Source organism: Exiguobacterium sp. s21, assembly GCF_018617975.1.
In the GTDB taxonomy this organism is placed as follows: Bacteria; Bacillota; Bacilli; order Exiguobacteriales; family Exiguobacteriaceae; genus Exiguobacterium; species Exiguobacterium mexicanum_A.
Map to the genome: position 1 here is coordinate 36098 of NZ_JACSLF010000002.1, position 18954 is coordinate 55051.

The 18954-nt window shown below is 51.7% G+C and carries 15 protein-coding genes and 1 other annotated feature; of the genes, 14 read left to right on the forward strand and 1 reads right to left on the reverse strand.

All coding sequences use genetic code 11. The annotated features are described in order from the left end of the window. The first annotated feature begins 44 nt into the window (after positions 1–44). The 14 genes from tig to KNP06_RS02765 all read left to right on the forward strand — a co-directional run bounded on the left by tig (position 45) and on the right by KNP06_RS02765 (position 18524). On the forward strand, positions 45–1337 hold the full coding sequence (tig, locus tag KNP06_RS02700) for a trigger factor (RefSeq protein WP_034776805.1): 1293 nt from the start codon (positions 45–47) through the stop codon (positions 1335–1337). Between the two features lie 210 nt (positions 1338–1547). After that, complete coding sequence (gene clpX / locus KNP06_RS02705) at positions 1548–2816, forward strand: ATP-dependent protease ATP-binding subunit ClpX (RefSeq protein ID WP_034776808.1); 1269 nt, start codon at positions 1548–1550, stop codon at positions 2814–2816. Between the two features lie 70 nt (positions 2817–2886). Then, positions 2887–5187: an endopeptidase La gene (gene lon / locus KNP06_RS02710; protein ID WP_034776810.1), complete on the forward strand. Its 2301-nt coding sequence runs from the start codon at positions 2887–2889 to the stop codon at positions 5185–5187. Between the two features lie 3 nt (positions 5188–5190). Further along, positions 5191–5787, forward strand: coding sequence for a ribosome biogenesis GTP-binding protein YihA/YsxC (gene yihA, locus KNP06_RS02715; RefSeq protein WP_214708077.1), 597 nt, complete (start codon positions 5191–5193; stop codon positions 5785–5787). A gap of 773 nt (positions 5788–6560) precedes the next feature. After that, on the forward strand, positions 6561–7517 hold the full coding sequence (locus KNP06_RS02720) for a reverse transcriptase family protein (protein WP_214710477.1): 957 nt from the start codon (positions 6561–6563) through the stop codon (positions 7515–7517). A 155-nt stretch (positions 7518–7672) separates the two neighbouring features. Next, positions 7673–8851 (forward strand): AI-2E family transporter, encoded by a 1179-nt coding sequence (locus KNP06_RS02725; RefSeq protein ID WP_214710478.1) that lies wholly within the window; start codon positions 7673–7675, stop codon positions 8849–8851. 185 nt (positions 8852–9036) lie between these two features. Beyond that, positions 9037–10380, forward strand: coding sequence for a glutamyl-tRNA reductase (hemA, locus tag KNP06_RS02730; RefSeq protein ID WP_138859763.1), 1344 nt, complete (start codon positions 9037–9039; stop codon positions 10378–10380). Positions 10381–10439: 59 nt separating this feature from the next. Then, on the forward strand, positions 10440–11357 hold the full coding sequence (gene hemC / locus KNP06_RS02735; RefSeq protein ID WP_214710479.1) for a hydroxymethylbilane synthase: 918 nt from the start codon (positions 10440–10442) through the stop codon (positions 11355–11357). After that, positions 11350–12015: a uroporphyrinogen-III synthase gene (locus KNP06_RS02740; RefSeq protein ID WP_214710480.1), complete on the forward strand. Its 666-nt coding sequence runs from the start codon at positions 11350–11352 to the stop codon at positions 12013–12015. Before hemC ends, KNP06_RS02740 begins: the two co-directional genes overlap by 8 nt. Next, positions 12012–12992: a porphobilinogen synthase gene (gene hemB / locus KNP06_RS02745; RefSeq protein ID WP_034776821.1), complete on the forward strand. Its 981-nt coding sequence runs from the start codon at positions 12012–12014 to the stop codon at positions 12990–12992. The genes KNP06_RS02740 and hemB overlap by 4 nt, the downstream gene beginning before the upstream one ends. Beyond that, on the forward strand, positions 12989–14293 hold the full coding sequence (gene hemL, locus KNP06_RS02750) for a glutamate-1-semialdehyde 2,1-aminomutase (protein ID WP_214710481.1): 1305 nt from the start codon (positions 12989–12991) through the stop codon (positions 14291–14293). The genes hemB and hemL overlap by 4 nt, the downstream gene beginning before the upstream one ends. A gap of 47 nt (positions 14294–14340) precedes the next feature. After that, positions 14341–14561: a binding site (T-box leader), on the forward strand. Positions 14562–14616: 55 nt separating this feature from the next. Continuing rightward, a complete protein-coding gene (locus KNP06_RS02755; RefSeq protein ID WP_214710482.1) occupies positions 14617–17268 on the forward strand; it encodes a valine--tRNA ligase in 2652 nt (883 codons plus the stop codon). A gap of 94 nt (positions 17269–17362) precedes the next feature. Then, complete coding sequence (locus tag KNP06_RS02760; protein ID WP_214710483.1) at positions 17363–18136, forward strand: hypothetical protein; 774 nt, start codon at positions 17363–17365, stop codon at positions 18134–18136. A 40-nt stretch (positions 18137–18176) separates the two neighbouring features. After that, a complete protein-coding gene (locus KNP06_RS02765) occupies positions 18177–18524 on the forward strand; it encodes a hypothetical protein (RefSeq protein ID WP_029595848.1) in 348 nt (115 codons plus the stop codon). A gap of 200 nt (positions 18525–18724) precedes the next feature. On the opposite strand, the gene KNP06_RS02770 is transcribed toward KNP06_RS02765, so the two are convergent. After that, a complete protein-coding gene (locus KNP06_RS02770; RefSeq protein WP_214710484.1) occupies positions 18725–18925 on the reverse strand; it encodes a hypothetical protein in 201 nt (66 codons plus the stop codon). Positions 18926–18954: the final 29 nt, after the last annotated feature.

The window sequence follows — 18954 nt, forward strand, 5'->3', positions numbered from 1 at the left end:
TGTACATTTTTGTACGTATAAACGAATTGTTGGAGGGACTTAGCATGACAGCAAAATGGGAAAAAACATCAGGGAGCCAAGGCGTACTCACGTACGAAGCACCTGCAGAAGCTTTTGATAAAGCAGTTGACGCCGCATTCAAAGATGTCGTCAAAACTTTGAACGTGCCTGGCTTCCGTAAAGGGAAATTGCCACGCCCAATGTTCAACAAAATGTACGGAGAAGAAGCACTCTATCAAGATGCGCTCGATATCCTCTACCGTGACACAGTTCAAGGTGCGGTCGAAGAAGCTGGTTTCGAACCAATCGCTCTCGAAAACATCGATGTAGACGGCACGCTCGAAAAAGGTCAACCTGTAACGTTCAAAGTAACGTTCGTTGTTGAGCCAGAAGCTGAGCTTGGCGAATACAAAGGTCTCGAGTACGAAGCTGTTGAAACAACAGTCACTGACGAAGAAGTTACAGCTGAACTTGACGCGCTTCAACAGCAAGGCGCAGAGCTTGCTGTCAAAGAAGGCGCAATCGAAAACGGCGATACAGCTGTCTTTGATTTCGCAGGTTTCGCTGACGGAGAGCAATTCGAAGGCGGCACGGCTGAAAACTACACACTCGAAATCGGTTCAGGCCAATTCATCCCTGGATTCGAAGAGCAAATGGTCGGCATGACGGCTGGTGAAGAAAAAGACGTTGAAGTAACATTCCCTGAAGAGTACCACGCTGACAACTTGGCGGGTAAACCAGCGACATTCAAAGTCAAACTTCACGAAGTCAAAGCGAAGCAAGTTCCTGAGCTCGACGACGAGTTCGCAAAAGACATCGACGAGTCAGTTTCATCACTCGACGAGTTGAAAGCGAAAATCCGTGAGCGCTTAGAAACTGCGAAGAAACAAGAAGCGGAAGGCACAATGCGCGACCAACTCGTCGAGCAAGCAACAGCTAACGCAACAATCGACGTACCTGCAGTACTCGTTGACCAAGAAGTAGACCGCATGGTTCAAGAGTTCGGCACACGTGTTTCTTCACAAGGAATCGACCTCAACATGTACTTCGAACTCACTGGTACTTCTGAAGAAGCGATGCGCGAAGAGATGAAAGAGCAAGCTGAAGAGCGCGTTAAAGCTCGTCTCGTCTTGAAAGCAATCGCTGAGAAAGAAGCGATCGAAGTGTCTGACGAAGATGCTGAGAAAGAACTCGAAGAAATGTCTAAACTTTACAACATTGCACCGGATCAACTCCGTACAATGCTCGCGCCACAAGGCGGAATCGAGACACTTAAAGGTGACCTCAAATTCCGTAAAGCGATCGACGTTCTCGTTGAAAACGGGAAAGCGAAGTAATCGGATGACAGAAGGACGGCTGCTCAGCAGTCGTCCTTTTTTTCGTCACGACACTTTGCATGTGTTTATCTTTGATGAAGTGATTTGTTCATGCTACAATTATTGCAACGCAGAGATGTAAATGTTTTTTCGAGAGTGCTTTGCACCTGAAAATACAAATAGGCGATTTATCGCACTTACATCCATTTTCATTCAGAAGGGGTGTACCGAATGTTCAAATTTAACGAGGAAAAGGGACAACTTAAATGCTCGTTTTGCGGGAAATCGCAAGAACAAGTCCGTAAACTAGTCGCCGGTCCTGGCGTATACATTTGTGACGAATGTATCGAGCTTTGCAATGAAATCGTTGAGGAAGAGCTCGGTGTCGAAGAAGAAGTAGAATTCAAAGACATTCCAAAACCACAAGAGATTCGTAACATCTTAGACGAGTATGTCATCGGTCAAGACCGAGCGAAACGTGCGCTTTCGGTAGCCGTCTACAACCACTATAAACGCATCAACGCCGGTGGCCGTTCTGATGATGTCGAACTTTCGAAATCGAACATCGTCATGATTGGACCAACTGGTAGCGGTAAGACGCTTCTCGCTCAAACGATGGCTCGCGTCCTGAACGTCCCATTCGCAATTGCGGATGCGACGAGCTTGACGGAAGCCGGTTACGTCGGGGAAGACGTCGAGAACATCTTGCTCAAGCTGATCCAATCGGCGGACTACGATGTCGAGAAGGCTGAAAAAGGGATCATCTATATCGATGAGATCGATAAGATTGCCCGTAAGTCGGAAAACCCATCGATCACGCGTGACGTATCTGGTGAAGGTGTCCAACAAGCACTTCTCAAAATCTTGGAAGGTACGGTCGCAAGCGTACCGCCGCAAGGTGGACGGAAGCATCCGCATCAAGAGTTCATCCAAATCGATACAACGAACATCTTGTTCATCGTCGGCGGCGCGTTCGCTGGCATCGAAGCGGTCGTCAAACGCCGTATCGGGAAAAAAGTTATCGGATTTGGGAACGACCAAGAAAACCGCGAGATGACGCAAGAAGACTTGCTCGCCCGCGCACTTCCGGAAGACCTTCAGAAATTCGGATTGATTCCGGAGTTCATTGGTCGTCTACCGGTCATGGCGACGCTCACGACGCTTGACGAGGAAGCACTCGTCGAGATCTTGACGAAGCCGAAGAACGCCCTCGTTCGTCAGTACGAGAAAATGCTCGAACTCGACGATGTCGAACTCACGTTCACAGACGAGGCATTGGTTGAAATCGCCAAGCTTGCGATCAAACGTAAGACAGGCGCACGCGGTCTCCGCTCGATTATCGAAGAAATGATGCTCGATGTGATGTTCACTGTCCCATCGCGCGACGATATCGAGAAAGTCATCATCACGGATGAAACGATTACGGGTCTTGCCGGTCCGAAATACGTGCTTCGCGATGGTACTGTCGAACAGACAGGCGACAATAAAGAGACAGCATAATTTTTAACGAAAAAGGCTCAAACACTCGGCACATCCGAGTTTTGGGCCTTTTTGCACAGGAGGCGTTGTAATGGAACAGTTACCTATCCTTCCTTTGCGTGGAGTCGTCGTGTATCCGCTCATCGGCGTGACGATCGACGTAGGGCGTCCGCTCTCCCTGCGGGCACTCCTTGCCGCAAAGGAACACGAGACAGATTTGATTGTCGTGACACAAAAAGAAACAGGCAAAGAATCACCTGAACCGGAAGACTTATATGCGATTGGGACACGCGTCCATATCGCCAAGATGAGCGAGCTGTCGAACGAGACGGTCCGTGTTCGTCTTGTCGGGAAAGAGCGCGTCAAGATCAACTCGATTGAAGAGACGAAGGAAGGCTGGTTCGCCGACGTCGAGACGCTTGACCTCGTCGAAGGGGAAGAAGTCGAACGGACTGCACTCGTACGCCTATTGAAAGAACAGTTCGGCAAACTCGTCGGGACGATCAAAGGGTTGTCTCCGGACGAACGGCGCCGCTTTGAGATGTATGAGCGACTCGAGTCGTTGACCGATTATATCTCTTCGAAACTTGATGTCGACGTCGACATTCGCCAAGCGATGCTCGAAGAAGCCGATGCGGTCAAACGCGGGCTCGAACTGCTCGAGATCATGACGCATGAAGTCGAGATCATCGAGCTGGAGCAAGAGTTGCGCGAACGGACGAAAAAGACGATTGAGCAGGCGCAGAAAGAGTATTATTTGCGCGAACAGATGAAAACGATTCAGCAAGAGCTCGGCGACCAGTCGCAAGAGTCTGAACCGAATCGTCTCCGTGAGAAGCTCGAGGCGCTCGACTTGCCTGAGACGACACGGAAAAACGTCATGCGCGAAGCCGAGCGGTTGAACGTCGTCCCGGCGACGTCACCGGAGTACGCGGTCATCCGCAACTATCTCGACTGGATCGCTTCGCTCCCATGGGGCATCGAGACGGAAGATAAACTCGACGTCAAGCATGCGGCCGACGTCCTAGACGACGACCACTACGGCCTCGAGTCGGTGAAAGATCGAATCCTCGAGTACTTGGCCGTCCGCCAATTGACGAACTCGCTCCGTGGACCGATCCTTTGTCTCGCCGGACCTCCAGGGGTCGGGAAGACGTCGCTCGCCCGGTCGATCGCGTCGGCGCTTGAACGTCACTTCGTCCGCGTCTCGCTCGGCGGGGTGCGCGATGAAGCTGAGATTCGAGGACACCGTCGCACGTACATCGGGGCGATGCCAGGCCGTATCATCCGCGGCTTGAAGCAGGCTGAAAGCAAAAACCCGGTCTTCTTGCTCGACGAGATCGACAAGATGGCGTCAGACTTCCGGGGCGACCCGGCGTCGGCCATGCTCGAAGTGCTCGACCCGGAACAGAACGTCTCGTTCTCGGACCACTATATCGAGGAACCGTTCGACTTATCGAACGTGCTCTTCATCGCGACCGCGAACGACGTCTCGCAAATTCCGGCGCCGCTGCTCGACCGGATGGAACTCATCCAAATCGGCGGCTACACGGAACTCGAGAAAGTCGAGATCGCCAAACGTCACTTGGTGCCGAAACAATATAAAGAGCACGGCTTGAAAAAGAGCCAGCTCACGATCAAAGAAGACGCGCTTTACGAGGTCGTCCGCCGTTACACGCGTGAGGCCGGCGTCCGTAACTTAGAACGCGTCATCGGTTCGCTTTGCCGGAAAGCGGCGAAGCAAATCGCGATTGGCGAGAAGAAACGCGTCACCGTCTCGTTGAAGAGTCTCGGTGACTACCTCGGGAAACCGAAGTACCGCTACGGCAAAGGCGAGACGGAAGACTCGATCGGAGCCGTCACTGGACTCGCCTACACGGCGTTCGGAGGCGACACGCTCACGATCGAAGTGGCGCTCGCACCTGGCAAGGGCAAGCTCCAGTTGACCGGTAAACTCGGTGACGTCATGCAAGAGTCGGCGCAGACGGCGTATAGCTATGTCCGTTCGAACGCGGAACGGTTCGGGATTGACCCGACGTTCTACGAGCGCCAAGACGTGCATATCCACGTCCCGGAAGGTGCCGTTCCGAAAGACGGTCCATCGGCCGGCATCACCATCGCGACGGCGCTCATCTCGGCATTGACCGGTAAGAAAGTCCGCCGTGATATCGGGATGACCGGAGAGATCACGCTCCGAGGCCGCGTCCTGCCAATCGGTGGATTGAAAGAGAAAGCGCTCGCCGCACACCGCGCCGGTTTGACGACCATCGTCATCCCGAAAGACAACGAGCGGGACATCGATGACATCCAAGACACCGTCCGTGAGAAATTGACGTTCGTCCCGGTCACGACGCTCGATCAAGTATTAGAAGTAGCATTTGGAGGAAATTAAATAATGAAAATCACTAAAGCAGAATTTGTCACGAGTGCCGTCGCACCGGACCATTATCCGATTCACGAGTTGCCGGAAGTCGCACTCGCTGGACGTTCGAACGTCGGGAAATCGTCGTTCATCAACAAGATTTGTCAGCGCAAAGCACTCGCACGGACGTCTTCGAAGCCAGGGAAGACGCAGACGCTGAACTTCTTCAACATCAACGATGAAATCATGTTCGTCGACGTGCCGGGCTATGGCTACGCGAAAGTCTCAAAGACGGAGCGCGAGAAGTGGGGCGTCATGATGGAGCAATATTTGACGTCACAGAGTGCGCTTCGCGGCGTCGTCCTGTTGGTCGATATCCGTCATGAGCCATCAAGTGACGACGTGACGATGTACAACTTCTTGAAGCATTACGAGATTCCGGTCATCGTCGTGGCGACGAAACTCGATAAAATCAAGAAGGCGCAACGTCAAAAACATGAGGCGGCCGTCAAACGCAAGCTTCAGTTTGAATCGACTGACCGGTTCGTCGCATTCTCGGCGGAGACGGCAGAAGGAAAAGACGAGGCATGGAAAGCGATTTACGATTTGTTGACGCAAGACGAAGATTGATTTTCAGTAAATAAATATTTGCAGCGTTTGTCTTTTAGAGCCTTCGCTTTCCTCGGGGCAAGCAAGAAGCCGCATCGCGACTTTGTCGCTGCTGGGTCTTCTTTTGCTTGCTATTCCCGTAGGAGTCTTCGGCTCTACAGACAAACGAGCCGTGCGATCACCATTTGGTGGTCGCTTTTCTTTTTCATGTTTATAGTTTGTTTGTTATTGGTCTTTACTTGTGATGTTGGTGTCGAGAGGTTAAAATTAAGGTGCGAGTCGAAAAGAGGAATATCTCTGCACAATATAGTTGCCTTATTTTGGCGTGATGTGATTGTAAAGCGAGTTACCTTAATGATTATTATGTTGAATACCTCGAGAATCTTCGAGGGGTGTTCGTTGTGTTGCAATCGCCTAACCTTGGTTTTGTGTTCCTGACCGAGCAGAGGTTTAAAATTGTAGGAGCTAATTCGATCCATTTCCTCGTTTTCTAAAGATGTGAGCAGAGGGGAAGTTTTTAACTTCCTACATTTTTAGAAGGGAGCAATCCTGTATGAATCAAAAAACTCGTATGGATCGTGTTGAGAGGAAAAGGAAGAACTCAAAAGTGAAGTTGCTGTATAGCAGCTTGACATGGGTGACGCTTGTCGCCACTGGGCTAAAAGTGCTTGCACATTTAATTGCGGTGCTTTCATACGGACTTTCCTTGTTTTTTATGAATGTACACGAATTCAGTGTATACATTATTAAACTCATTAGCTCCTACACATTTTATGATATGAGGGCTCTAAAAGATGAATTATAAAAATTCCAATCTGTATAGTGTGCAAAGTAAAGCAAAACTAGCAAGGCTATTAAATATAGATGCCAATAAATTGAGAGCTGTAAGAGAGAATTTTTCAGTTGATGCTTTTGTTGTTGAAATCAATGGCAAGAAAAGATTACTGCATAACCCTTCTTATTGTTATAAACAAATACTAAAAAGAATGTTATTGCTCCTCTATCCAATTGGAGCAGGTGATTATGTTTTTGGTGGCATTAAAAATCGTGACTACATAATGAATGCCAAAGTTCATAAAAATAATACCTATTTTTGCTTAATAGACATAAAAGATTTTTTTCCCTCTACGAATTCGGATTTTGTCTATAGGTTTTTTAGATATAAAATGAATATGTCTATTGATGTAGCGAAAATATGTACATTACTCACTACTGTAAGTAATTCAGAAACAAGTAGACCTGACAATCTTCCTCAAGGATTTCCAACCAGCCCTTACCTCAGTTATTTAAGTTATCTTGAGTTGTTTGAACAGTTAAATAACATTTCGATTTCAAAGAACATGAACTTCTCTTGTTACTATGATGATCTTACTTTTTCCTCTCCGCGATTCATTAGCAAAGGAACAAAAAGAGACATTATCAAGTTGATAAATAGTTATCAGCTTCAAGTTAACAGTAGTAAAACCAGACTTTTAAAGAATTCTAACGGAGTGAAAGTTACTGGCGCGGTTATTCGTGATAATCAACTTTTGACACCGAACTCATTGTTCTTAAAGCTATATAAAGAATATGATAATTTATTAAGTGAGTTCTATTTAAATTCATTTGATCAAAAGAAAATTCTTAATATGTGTGAAGTAGTTGATGGTATTCTGGCCTCGGTTACAAGAATAGAATTAACTGAAAATGCTGAGTACATAAAAAATAAAGTGCAGATAATTCGTGAAACCAGCAATGCAACAATTTCATAGACAATTAAAAGGGCATAAAGAAAAGCTAATGGTTCTGGCTCTTTAAGACGAGGGAACCTCCTCGTCTTTTTTGTTTTCAGGGTTACGAGAGCGGGTAATTATCGTATAATTGTCCTAATTACATAAGACAAGAGAATAGAGAACGAGGTGGAAAGATGCAAATCATGTTTCAGAACAAATGGTACCGCTTTTTATTTTGGACGCTGACGATTTTCTTGGTCATCTGGGTCGGGACGGAAATTTCATTCGTGTTCCAACCAGTCCAAGTCATTTTGGCGCTCGTCACGGTACCGCTCATCATTGCCGGACTTTTTTATTATTTCTTAGTGGGGATTGTCGATTTCTTAGAAAAACGGATGGACGGCAAACGGCCGCTCGCCGTCGGGATTACGCTAGGTGGACTCGTGCTGATCTTTACGCTCGTCTTCAGCATCCTTGGCCCAGTACTCGCGGAGCAGGTGACGTCACTCGTTAACGCGATGCCGAGCATTGCCAAGGAATTGCAGGTACAGGCGTTCGCCGTTCGTGACTCGCTCATGCAAAATGAGTTCTTGTCACGCTTCATCGCCGAGAATGACGATATGTTCACCGACTTCACGAACAACGTGACGTCGTATCTCGGAGACGTCTTCGGGAATGTCGCGTCATCGTTCGGTCGTCTTGTCGGCTTCATCACGTCGGCCGTCATCACAATCGTCGTCATTCCATTCATGCTTTTGTATATGTTACTTGACGGGAAACGTCTTCCGGACGCAATCGTGAAGTTGTTGCCGTCGAGCTATGAGCGTGAGACACGCAACATCTTACATGACATGCATACGACGGTTAAAAACTACGTCCATGCCCAGTTGATCGTGGCGTTCTTCGTCGGAATCACGTCGCTCATCGGATTATGGATTATCGGACTCGACTATGCCATCCTACTCGCGCTCTTCATGATGGTGACGAACATCATCCCGTACGTCGGACCGTTCCTCGGTGCGGCACCGGCCGTTGTCGTCGCTTTCATCCAAGATCCGATTAAAGTGCTTTGGGTCATCGTCGTCATCATCATCGTCCAACAGATCGAATCGAACGTCATCTCGCCGCTCATCCAAGGCAAGTCACTCAAGGTGCACCCGCTGACGATCATCATCGTCTTGCTCGTCGCCGGGAACTTGGCCGGGATTATCGGGATGCTCATCGCGGTTCCGTTCTACGCGGTGGCGAAAGTCGTCGTTCAAAATATCGTCCGCATTTACAAGCTGAGGGAACGGAAACATTACCTCGAAGCGGAGGAAGAAGAAAAGACCCAAGAGAGTACAATCATCACCGATCCATCCTCTTTAAAATGAGGAATCAAGTAGAAATGGTCTCCATGTCCGTTTCTACTTTTTTCTGTCACAAAAAGTTCTTAAATTATTTCACAAAAATCGAACAGAAGATTATAGTTCCTAAATAAAAATTGTTATAATGTACGGTAGAGATGTGAAAAAGAAGAGACAACCGTCGGTGGATTTTGGATGAGGGGAAGAGGTACATGCATATTGTCGTCGTTGGACTAAATAACAAGACAGCCCCTGTCGCGATTCGGGAGCAGTTCTCGTTTGGGGAGCAAGAAATCGTGGACGCGATGATTGCACTTCGCGAAGAGAAGAGCATATTTGAATCGGTTATTTTGTCGACTTGTAACCGGACGGAGCTATACGTCGTCACAGACCAGCTCCACACCGGACGTTATTATACAAAACGCTTTTTAGCGAACTGGTTTGATTTAGAGATGGACCAATTCACCCCTTATTTATCGATTCGTGAAGGAGAAGAGGCAATTCGCCACTTGTTCCGTGTCACGTCTGGACTCGATTCGATGATCATTGGGGAAACACAAATTTTAGGACAAGTGAAATCAAGCTTCTTCCGCGCCCAAGAGAACGGGACGACGGGAACGGTGTTCAATAAACTGTTCAAAGAGGCCGTGACGCTCGCCAAACGCGCCCATACCGACACACAAATTGGGGAAATGTCGGTATCGGTCAGCTCGGCAGCGGTCACGCTCGCTCAAGGGATGTATAACCGTCTCGATGACAAACAAGTCGTCGTCGTCGGTGCCGGTGAGACGGGCGAGTTGACGACGCTCAACTTGTTCGAGGCCGGTGCGAAACAGATTGCCGTCTTTAACCGGACCGAGAGCAAAGCGAAAGCGGTCGCCGACAAGTTCCAAGGCCGGGCCCACTCGATCCGTGAGATCGCCTGTGGATTGCTTGACGCCGATATTTTGATAAGTTCGACCGGCGCCAAAGAAGCGGTCATCGGCTATGACGATGTCGCCGCCGCACAACTGCTTCGCCGTGAACGTCCACTTTTGTTAATCGACATTGCCGTGCCGCGAGATATCGATCCAGCGGTCCGGGCGCTTCCGGGCGTCCATTTGTTCGATGTGGATGACTTGAACGGGATCGTCAACAAAAACTTGGCGGCCCGTCTCGTCGAAGCGGAGAAGATTGAAATCAAAATCGACGAAGCGATTCAAGAGTTCCAAACGTGGCTCGTCACACTCGGTGTCGTCCCGATCATGAACGAGTTGCGCGCCCGCGCCCTCACTGTTCAAGAAGAGACGATGGAAAGCCTCGAGCGTAAGCTTGACCATCTATCGGACCGGGATAAAAAAGTCATCGGCAAACATATGAAGTCGATCATCAACCAGATGCTTCGTGAACCGATCGACTACATCAAAGACGCCGCGGCGCAACCGGATGCGAACACACGTATCAACCAGTTCGTCGAGACGTTCGGCCTTGATGTCGACGTCCCTGACGTCGAGCCGGAAATGGAAGAGACAGAAGCGATGTCAGCGAAAGCACCACTCCGCGCTTTGATGCGCTAATACAAAATCAAAAAAGGCGGCGGATCTCGTCGCCTTTTTCTATGAAGGGGATATGGACTATGCGTAAAATTATCGTCGGCTCACGCCGTTCACAACTTGCGATGACACAGACGAAATGGGTCATCGAGCAATTGAAGAAAGCCGGGGCTCAAAACGAGTTCGAAATCAAGGAAATCGTGACGAAAGGGGACCAAATCGTCGATGTCCAGTTATCGAAAGTCGGCGGCAAAGGGTTGTTCGTCAAAGAGATCCAGCAACAAATGATTGCCGGGGAAATCGATTTCGCCGTCCACAGCATGAAAGACGTGCCGGCCGAGTTGCCGGAAGAACTTTTTATCAGCTGCATGCCGAAACGCGTTGACGCCCGAGACGTGCTCATCTGCGAGAACGGGTACACGCTCGAGACGCTCCCGGAAGGTGCTGTCATCGGGACGAGCTCACTTCGTCGCGGCGCGCAGATGCTCGCCGCCCGCCCGGACTTCGAGATTCAATGGATCCGCGGCAACATCGATACACGCCTCAAAAAACTTGAGACGGAAAACTTCAATGCCATCTTGCTCGCCAAAGCCGGGCTCGAACGCATGGGGTGGACGGATCGCGTCGACTTCGAAGCGCTTGACGCCGATATGATGGTCCCGGCGGTCGGTCAAGGCGTGCTCGCCATCGAAAGCCGGAAAGACGACGCTGAAGTGACGAACGTCTTGCAACTCCTGCATGACGACGTGACGGCGAAAGCGGCGACGGCAGAGCGGACGTTCCTCAAGGCGATCGAAGGAAGTTGCCACGTGCCGGTCGGCGGTTATGCGACGGTCAACGGGGACGACGTGACACTGACAGGCCTCATCGCCTCGGTCGACGGCAAAGAAGTGCTCCGCGTGACGAAGACGTCGTCTGACGCGGTCGCACTCGGGAACGAGGTAGCAGACGATCTTCTCGGACGCGGCGGGCGCGAAATTCTCGCCTCGGTCAATGCGTGACGTCTGGTACACAGGGACAAAACGACTGACCGCTACGCAACGAGCCCGGCTCGCCGCGAGCGGTCTTTCCGTGCATCATGTCCCGCTTATCGAGACGAGATTGACACATCGCGAGATGCCGATTCACCGGTTCGATTGGCTCGTCGTGACGAGCCAGACGGCGGTACCGGCGCTTTGTGACGTCCCACGTGACGTCAAAGTCGCGGCCGTCGGCGAGAAAACGAAACAAGCACTCGAGACCGTCGGATTCACTGTCGGACTCATGCCGAAGACGTTTACGGGCGAGGCGCTGTTCCGCGACCTCGCGGACGTCGTAACAGCAGGCGAGGTCATCCTGTTCGCCCGGGGCGACTTGGCGAACACGGACCACATGAAGCAACTCGAAAACGTCCATGACTGGGTCGTCTATGAGACGATCGGCCGTGAACTGACAGAGACGGAAGTCGAGGCGCTCGAAGGAATCGAGGCGCTCCTCGTGCTCAGCCCGTCCGCCGTCCGGGCGCTCACGCCATATCTCGACCATTTCCACGGGACGTGGTACGCCATCGGTGAAGTGACCGAGCGCGCCGTCCGGGAAGTGTCGACGTTACCGGTCCGAGTGCCTGAGTGTTATACTATGGATGCATTAATACAGTGTATAGGGGAGGATTTTTCATGAACCAGTTTGATCGTCATCGTCGTCTTCGTTCATCGAAGTCGATGCGTGCACTCGTACGTGAAAATCATGTTCGGAAAGAAGATTTGATTTACCCGCTCTTCATCATCGAAGGGACAGACATTAAACGCGAAGTCAGCTCGATGCCTGGCGTCTTCAATTTCTCGCTCGACCGCCTCGAGGACGAGATCAAGGAGATCGTCGACCTCGGCATTCAATCGGTGCTCTTGTTCGGCGTGCCGGAACATAAAGACCCGGAAGGTACGGAAGCGTATCATGACCACGGCATCGTCCAAGAAGCGATCCGTAAAGTGAAAGAGTGGGCGCCACAGCTCACGGTCATCGCGGACACATGCCTATGTGAATACACGTCGACAGGCCACTGTGGCATCGTGAAGAACGGTGACGTCGATAACGACGCGTCGCTACCGCTTCACGTCCAGACGGCCATCACGCAAGCGCAAGCAGGCGCTGACATCATCGCACCGAGCTCGATGATGGACGGCTTCGTCGCCGCCATCCGTGAAGGGCTCGACCAGAACGGATTCAACCATATCCCAATCATGAGTTACGGCGTCAAGTACGCATCGGCGTACTACGGACCGTTCCGTGACGCAGCTCAATCGGCACCTGGTGAAGGCGACCGCAAAGGCTATCAGATGGACCCGGCCAACCGCCGTGAAGCGTTCCGTGAATCACAATCGGACGTCGAGCAAGGCGCCGACTTCATGATCGTCAAACCGGCGCTCGCGTTCATGGACATCATCCGTGACATGCGCGATTCGCTCGATATGCCGATCGTAGCGTATAACGTGAGCGGAGAATACGCCATGGTCAAAGCGGCTGCCTTGAACGACTGGGTCGATGAGCAACGCATCGTCATGGAGACGATGGTCGGCTTCAAACGGGCCGGTGCGGACCTCATCGTCACGTATTTCGCAAAAGACGTCTGTCGCTATTTGGAAGGAGACTATTCATGACCTACAAACAAACACGCTCAGAAGCGGCGTTCGAACAAGCACGTCCGCTCATGCCGGGCGGGGTGAACAGCCCGGTCCGTGCCTATAAATCAGTCGGCATGACGCCAATCTTCGCTGAACGCGGTGAAGGATCACGCGTCTACGACATCGATGGCAACGAATATATCGACTACGTCCTCTCATGGGGACCACTCATCCTCGGCCACCGTGACCCGGTCGTCACGAAGGCGATTCAAGAGCAATCCGAGAAAGGCTGGACGTTCGGGACGCCGACCGAGCTTGAGACGAAAATGGCCGAGCTCGTCATCGAGCGCGTCCCATCAATCGAGATGGTGCGCATGGTCAACTCGGGTACGGAAGCGACGATGGCGGCACTCCGCCTCGCACGCGGCTACACGGGCAAGACGAAAATCTTGAAGTTTGAAGGCTGCTACCACGGTCACGGCGACTCGCTCCTCATCAAGGCCGGTTCGGGCGTCGCGACGCTCGGTCTCCCAGACTCGCCGGGCGTACCGAAAGACTTGGCGAGCCAGACGCTCACGGTGCCGTACAACGACTTGGATGCCCTTCGCGTCGCGTTCGAGAAGTTCGGTGACGACATCGCTGGGGTCATCGTCGAACCGGCGGCCGGCAACATGGGCTTCGTGCCACCGCAACCTGGATTCCTTGAAGGACTCCGCGAGATCACGGAACAATACGGCGCGCTCCTCATCTTTGACGAGGTCATGACCGGGTTCCGTGTCGGCTACAACTGTGCCCAAGGTTACTTCGGCGTGACGCCGGATTTGACGTGCCTCGGAAAAGTCATCGGCGGCGGCCTTCCGGTCGGTGCCTATGGCGGGAAACGCGAGATCATGGAACAAATCGCGCCGCAAGGACCGATTTACCAGGCAGGGACGCTCTCAGGGAACCCGCTCGCGATGATTGCCGGCTACACGACGTTGTCGCAACTGAAGCCTGAGCACTACGCCGAGTTCGAACGCAAAGCGGACCGTCTCGCTGAAGGCTATACGAAAGCGGCCGAAAAGTATAACATCCCGCACGACACGAACCGGGCTGGCTCGATGTTCGGATTCTTCTTCACGAACGAGAAAGTGACGAACTTCGAGAAGGCGAAGACGGCGAACCTCGACTTGTTCCGTGCTTACTATCAGAAGATGGCGGCGCGCGGCGTGTTCTTGCCACCGTCACAGTTCGAAGGATTGTTCCTCTCGACCGTGCACACGGACGAAGATATCGACCAGACGCTCGTAGCGGTCGACGCGACGTTCAAAGAGCTGCAACAAGAGTTTTCATTGTAATCTTGACGGAAACAGCTTCTGTCGCTACAATTGTTTAACAGATACGAACAAAAGCTACGATGAGGAATAGTACGCAATCAACATCCTTTTTCAGAGACGCGGCCGCTTGGTGCGAGGCCGCGAAGGATGGTGCGGAAGTCGCCTCGGAGCTGACCTTTTGAACGAAGTAGGAAGGTCCGGTCCATCGACCGTTATTCGATTTTGAGGGCGCCACCTGTTGGCGAACTAAGGTGGTACCGCGGAAGATACGGCTTCTTTCGTCCTTAGCGTTAAGGACGAGAGTAGCCGTTTTTTTGTCCACATTATTAGAGGAGGTTGGGCATATGGCCAACGAGACAAACGAAATCACCATGCCGACGAAGTACGATCCAAGTGCGACGGAAGCGAAATGGTATGACTACTGGTTAGAGAACGACGTATTCAAAGCAGACGAGGACGATTCAAAACAGCCGTACACGATCGTCATCCCGCCACCGAACGTAACAGGGAAACTTCACCTCGGACACGCATGGGACACGACGCTCCAAGACTTATTGACGCGCCTCAAGCGTATGCAAGGCTATGACGTCCTCTGGCTCCCAGGGATGGATCACGCCGGTATCGCGACGCAAGCGAAAGTCGAACAGAAACTCCGTGAAGACGGCATCATGCGTTACGACCTCGGACGCGAGAAGTTCCTCGAGAAGACGTGGGAATGGAAAGACGAGTACGCGGACACAATCCGTGCCCAGTGGTCAAAACTTGGTCTCGGTCTCGACTACTCACGTGAGCGTTTCACGCTCGACGAAGGACTCTCGAAAGCGGTCCAAGAAGTATTCGTCCGTCTCTATGAGAAGGGCTTGATTTACCGTGGCGAGTATATCGTCAACTGGGACCCGGCGCAAAAGACAGCCGTCTCGGATATCGAAGTTATCTATCAAGAAGTCGAAGGCGCATTCTACCACATGAAGTATCCGCTCGCTGACGGCTCAGGCCACATCGAGATCGCGACGACGCGTCCAGAGACGATGCTCGGCGATACGGCCGTTGCCGTCAACCCGAAAGATGAGCGTTACGCGCACCTCGTCGGCAAGACGATCATGCTTCCGGTCATGAACCGTGAGATCCCGATCGTCGCTGACGACTACGTCGACATGGAGTTCGGTACAGGTTGCGTCAAGATCACACCGGCGCACGACCCGAACGACTTCGAGATCGGGAACCGCCACGAGCTCCCGCGTATCCTCGTCATGGACGAAGGAGGCAAGATGAACGAGAACGCAGGCAAGTACGAAGGGCTCGACCGCTTCGAATGCCGCAAGCAACTCGTCAAAGACCTAGAAGCGGACGGCACGCTCGTCAAGATCGAGCCGCACACGCACTCGGTCGGCCACTCGGAACGTTCAGGCGCAGTCATCGAGCCGTATCTTTCGAAACAGTGGTTCGTCGACATGGAGCCGCTCGCGAAAGCAGCGCTCGAAGCTCAAGGACATGACGATACGAAAGTCAACTTCGTCCCAGAGCGGTTCGAAGGCACATACCTCCGTTGGATGGAGAACATCCGCGATTGGTGTATCAGCCGTCAACTCTGGTGGGGCCACCGCATCCCGGCTTGGTACCACAACGAGACAGGAGAGATCTATGTAGGGAAAGAAGCACCGGCTGACAGTGAGAACTGGCACCAAGACGAAGACGTGCTCGACACATGGTTCTCGTCAGCGCTCTGGCCGTTCTCGACGATGGGCTGGCCGGACACGGACTCAGCAGACTTCAAACGTTACTTCCCGACGAGCGCGCTCGTCACGGGTTACGACATCATCTTCTTCTGGGTATCGCGCATGATCTTCCAATCGCTCGAGTTCACTGGGAAGCAGCCGTTCAACGACGTGCTCATCCACGGTCTCATCCGCGACTCGGAAGGCCGCAAAATGTCGAAATCGCTCGGAAACGGCGTCGACCCGATGGAAGTCATCGACCAATACGGCGCGGACTCGCTCCGCTGGTTCCTCCTTACAGGATCGACACCAGGGAACGACCTTCGCTTCTATTGGGAGAAGATCGAATCGACATGGAACTTCGCGAACAAGATTTGGAACGCGAGCCGTTTCGCCCTCATGAACATGGACGGCATGAAGTATGAGGATATCGATTTGTCAGGTGAGAAGACGCTCGCCGACAAGTGGATTCTCACACGCTTGAACGACACGATCGACCAAGTGACGCGTCTCGTCGACAAGTATGAGTTCGGCGAAGCCGGTCGTTACTTGTACAACTTCATCTGGGAAGAGTTCTGTAACTGGTACATCGAGATGGCGAAACTCACGCTCTACGGTGAGGACGAGGCGGCGAAAGCGACGACACGTTCTGTGCTCGCCTACACGCTCGACTCAATCATGCGTCTCATGCATCCGTTCATGCCGTTCCTCACAGAGGAAATCTGGCAGCACTTGCCGCACGAAGGCGACTCGATCGTCCGTGCGAGCTACCCGACACGTCGCGACGAGCTCCACTTCGCGGACTCGGTACCAGCGTTTGAAGCGGTCATGAACGTCATCCGTTCGGTCCGTAACATTCGTTCGGAAGTGAACGCCCCGATGTCGAAACCGATTCAGCTCTTCATCGCGACAAGTGACGACACGACGCAAGGTTACTTGAGCGAAAACGAAGCGACGATCGGCAAGTTCACGAACGCGACCGAGCTCGAAATCGGACGCGGCTTGGCGGCTCCTGATAAGTCGATGTCGGCCATCATGACGGGTGCGGAGTTGTTCATCCCGCTCGCCGACCTCATCAACTTTGAGGAAGAAATCGCCCGTCTTGAAAAAGAAGTGGCGAAGTACGAGAAGGAAGTCGAGCGCGTTCAGAAGAAACTCGGCAACCCAGGTTTCACTGGCAAGGCACCGGCTCACGTCATCGACGAAGAGAAGGCGAAAGAGAAAGACTACCTCGACAAGCGTGACGCAGTCCGTGCCCGTTTGGAAGAGTTGCGTAAATAATGAATCAACCTTCTTTGGAGACTTGTTCTCCGAAGAAGGTTTTTTTGTCGTTTGGTGGAATTTAGGAGAGGAGACGATATAAAGGTGGTGTGACATGAGACGAATCGGAATGATGTTAAGTTTGGCAGTTATGGGACTGAGTGGGTGTGTGGCGGAACGAGCTGAACCGATCGAACCGACGGAATCAGGAGTGACAATTAATGAAAGTGCAGAAGAGACGTCTTCCAAAGATATTCCCGTAACGACGGACAAAGAAGTGTTCGGCTCGATGATTGAGGACGTGCCAAAAGGGACCGTTCGATTAGTTGATGCGGTCACGGCCCAATACACACTTCAATATACAGATGGTACGTCCGAGCGACCAGCGAGAGACGGTGTAATCTATGAAACCGTCATCGATGATCTCGGGCTCATTGCCATTAAGTTACCAAACCGCGACGATTCGTTCGGCGTATTCAACTATTCACGGGACGAGGAGTGGGGGTTGCACGGGATTCAAAACTTTACGATTCCCGAGGCGGCCGAAAAAGTCCGACACGGGTTGGACTTGCCTGAAGAAGAGCTGTTTGTCGCCAACTTCGAGATGAGTCAGCTCGAGCGGCCGGTGGAGATGTGGACGTTGTATGATGAGACGCAATGCATCACGATTTTAGTGACCGATGCGTCCAGTGTGGCAGACGGAGAATTGATTGACCGGCGAGACGATTCAAATGAACGGTATCGCTTGAATCAACCGGAAGGGAACGGCTTGTTTTACGTAGACCAGGGCAAGCTCATCGTCGTGACGGGCAATGTGTCGGAAGAGGTGTTGCTCGACCTCTCGGACTCGCTACCAGAGGCGTGGTCGGTGGATTTTCCGATGAACTGATCATACTTGTGACATCAACTATTCAAGAGGAGGGAATGCCATGCCGTACACACACGAATTCGGTGTATTGGATTCAACAAATCGTCAATCATCATATGATACGTATACACCTGAACACTTCGATTGTGTCTCGGTGGATGGGGAGTGGGTGGATGAGTTTATCGAGGAGCTGAACGAGATGCGCACGTATTTCCACTCCTATGACCGTCCTGGATTCGGATTAGACGAATGCGGGATCACGCTCATTCCATATGAGTCACTGGCGCTGTTCTATCAAGTCGTCAAAGCGATGATGTACACGCATGAGTCGGAACAACTGAATCGACTTATTTCCAAAATCACACAAGCCCAAGTAGACAAGAAGGACATGATTCATTTCGGACTATGAGTCTATAGAAAAGAACTACCCCGAGCATCGTCATCGATGTTCGGGGTTTCGTTTGCGTTCGATGTAGATTATGCCAAATACAGTGGCGGCAATCATAGCATGCAAGAAGAGCGGTTGAGGATGGTCAATGCGGAAGAGGTGCATCGCATAGACGACATACAGGATGCTTCCGAATCCTAGCAAGATGGAATAAAGAACCTTCATACGTCCTCTTCCTCCGGTTCTATCCAAAACGGGAGGCGACCGGTTGTCACGAAATAAGATGACGTGAGCAAGGCGCCGATTGCGAGTCCGGTTACTTGCGGCTGAATCGGCTGACCCGTCAACGATAAATAAAAACTGTAGACGAGATAGGACGTGGACACGACGATAATCGTCATGAGCAAGACAGTCATCTTCATTTTGTTTCACTCCATTCGCATTGGATGTA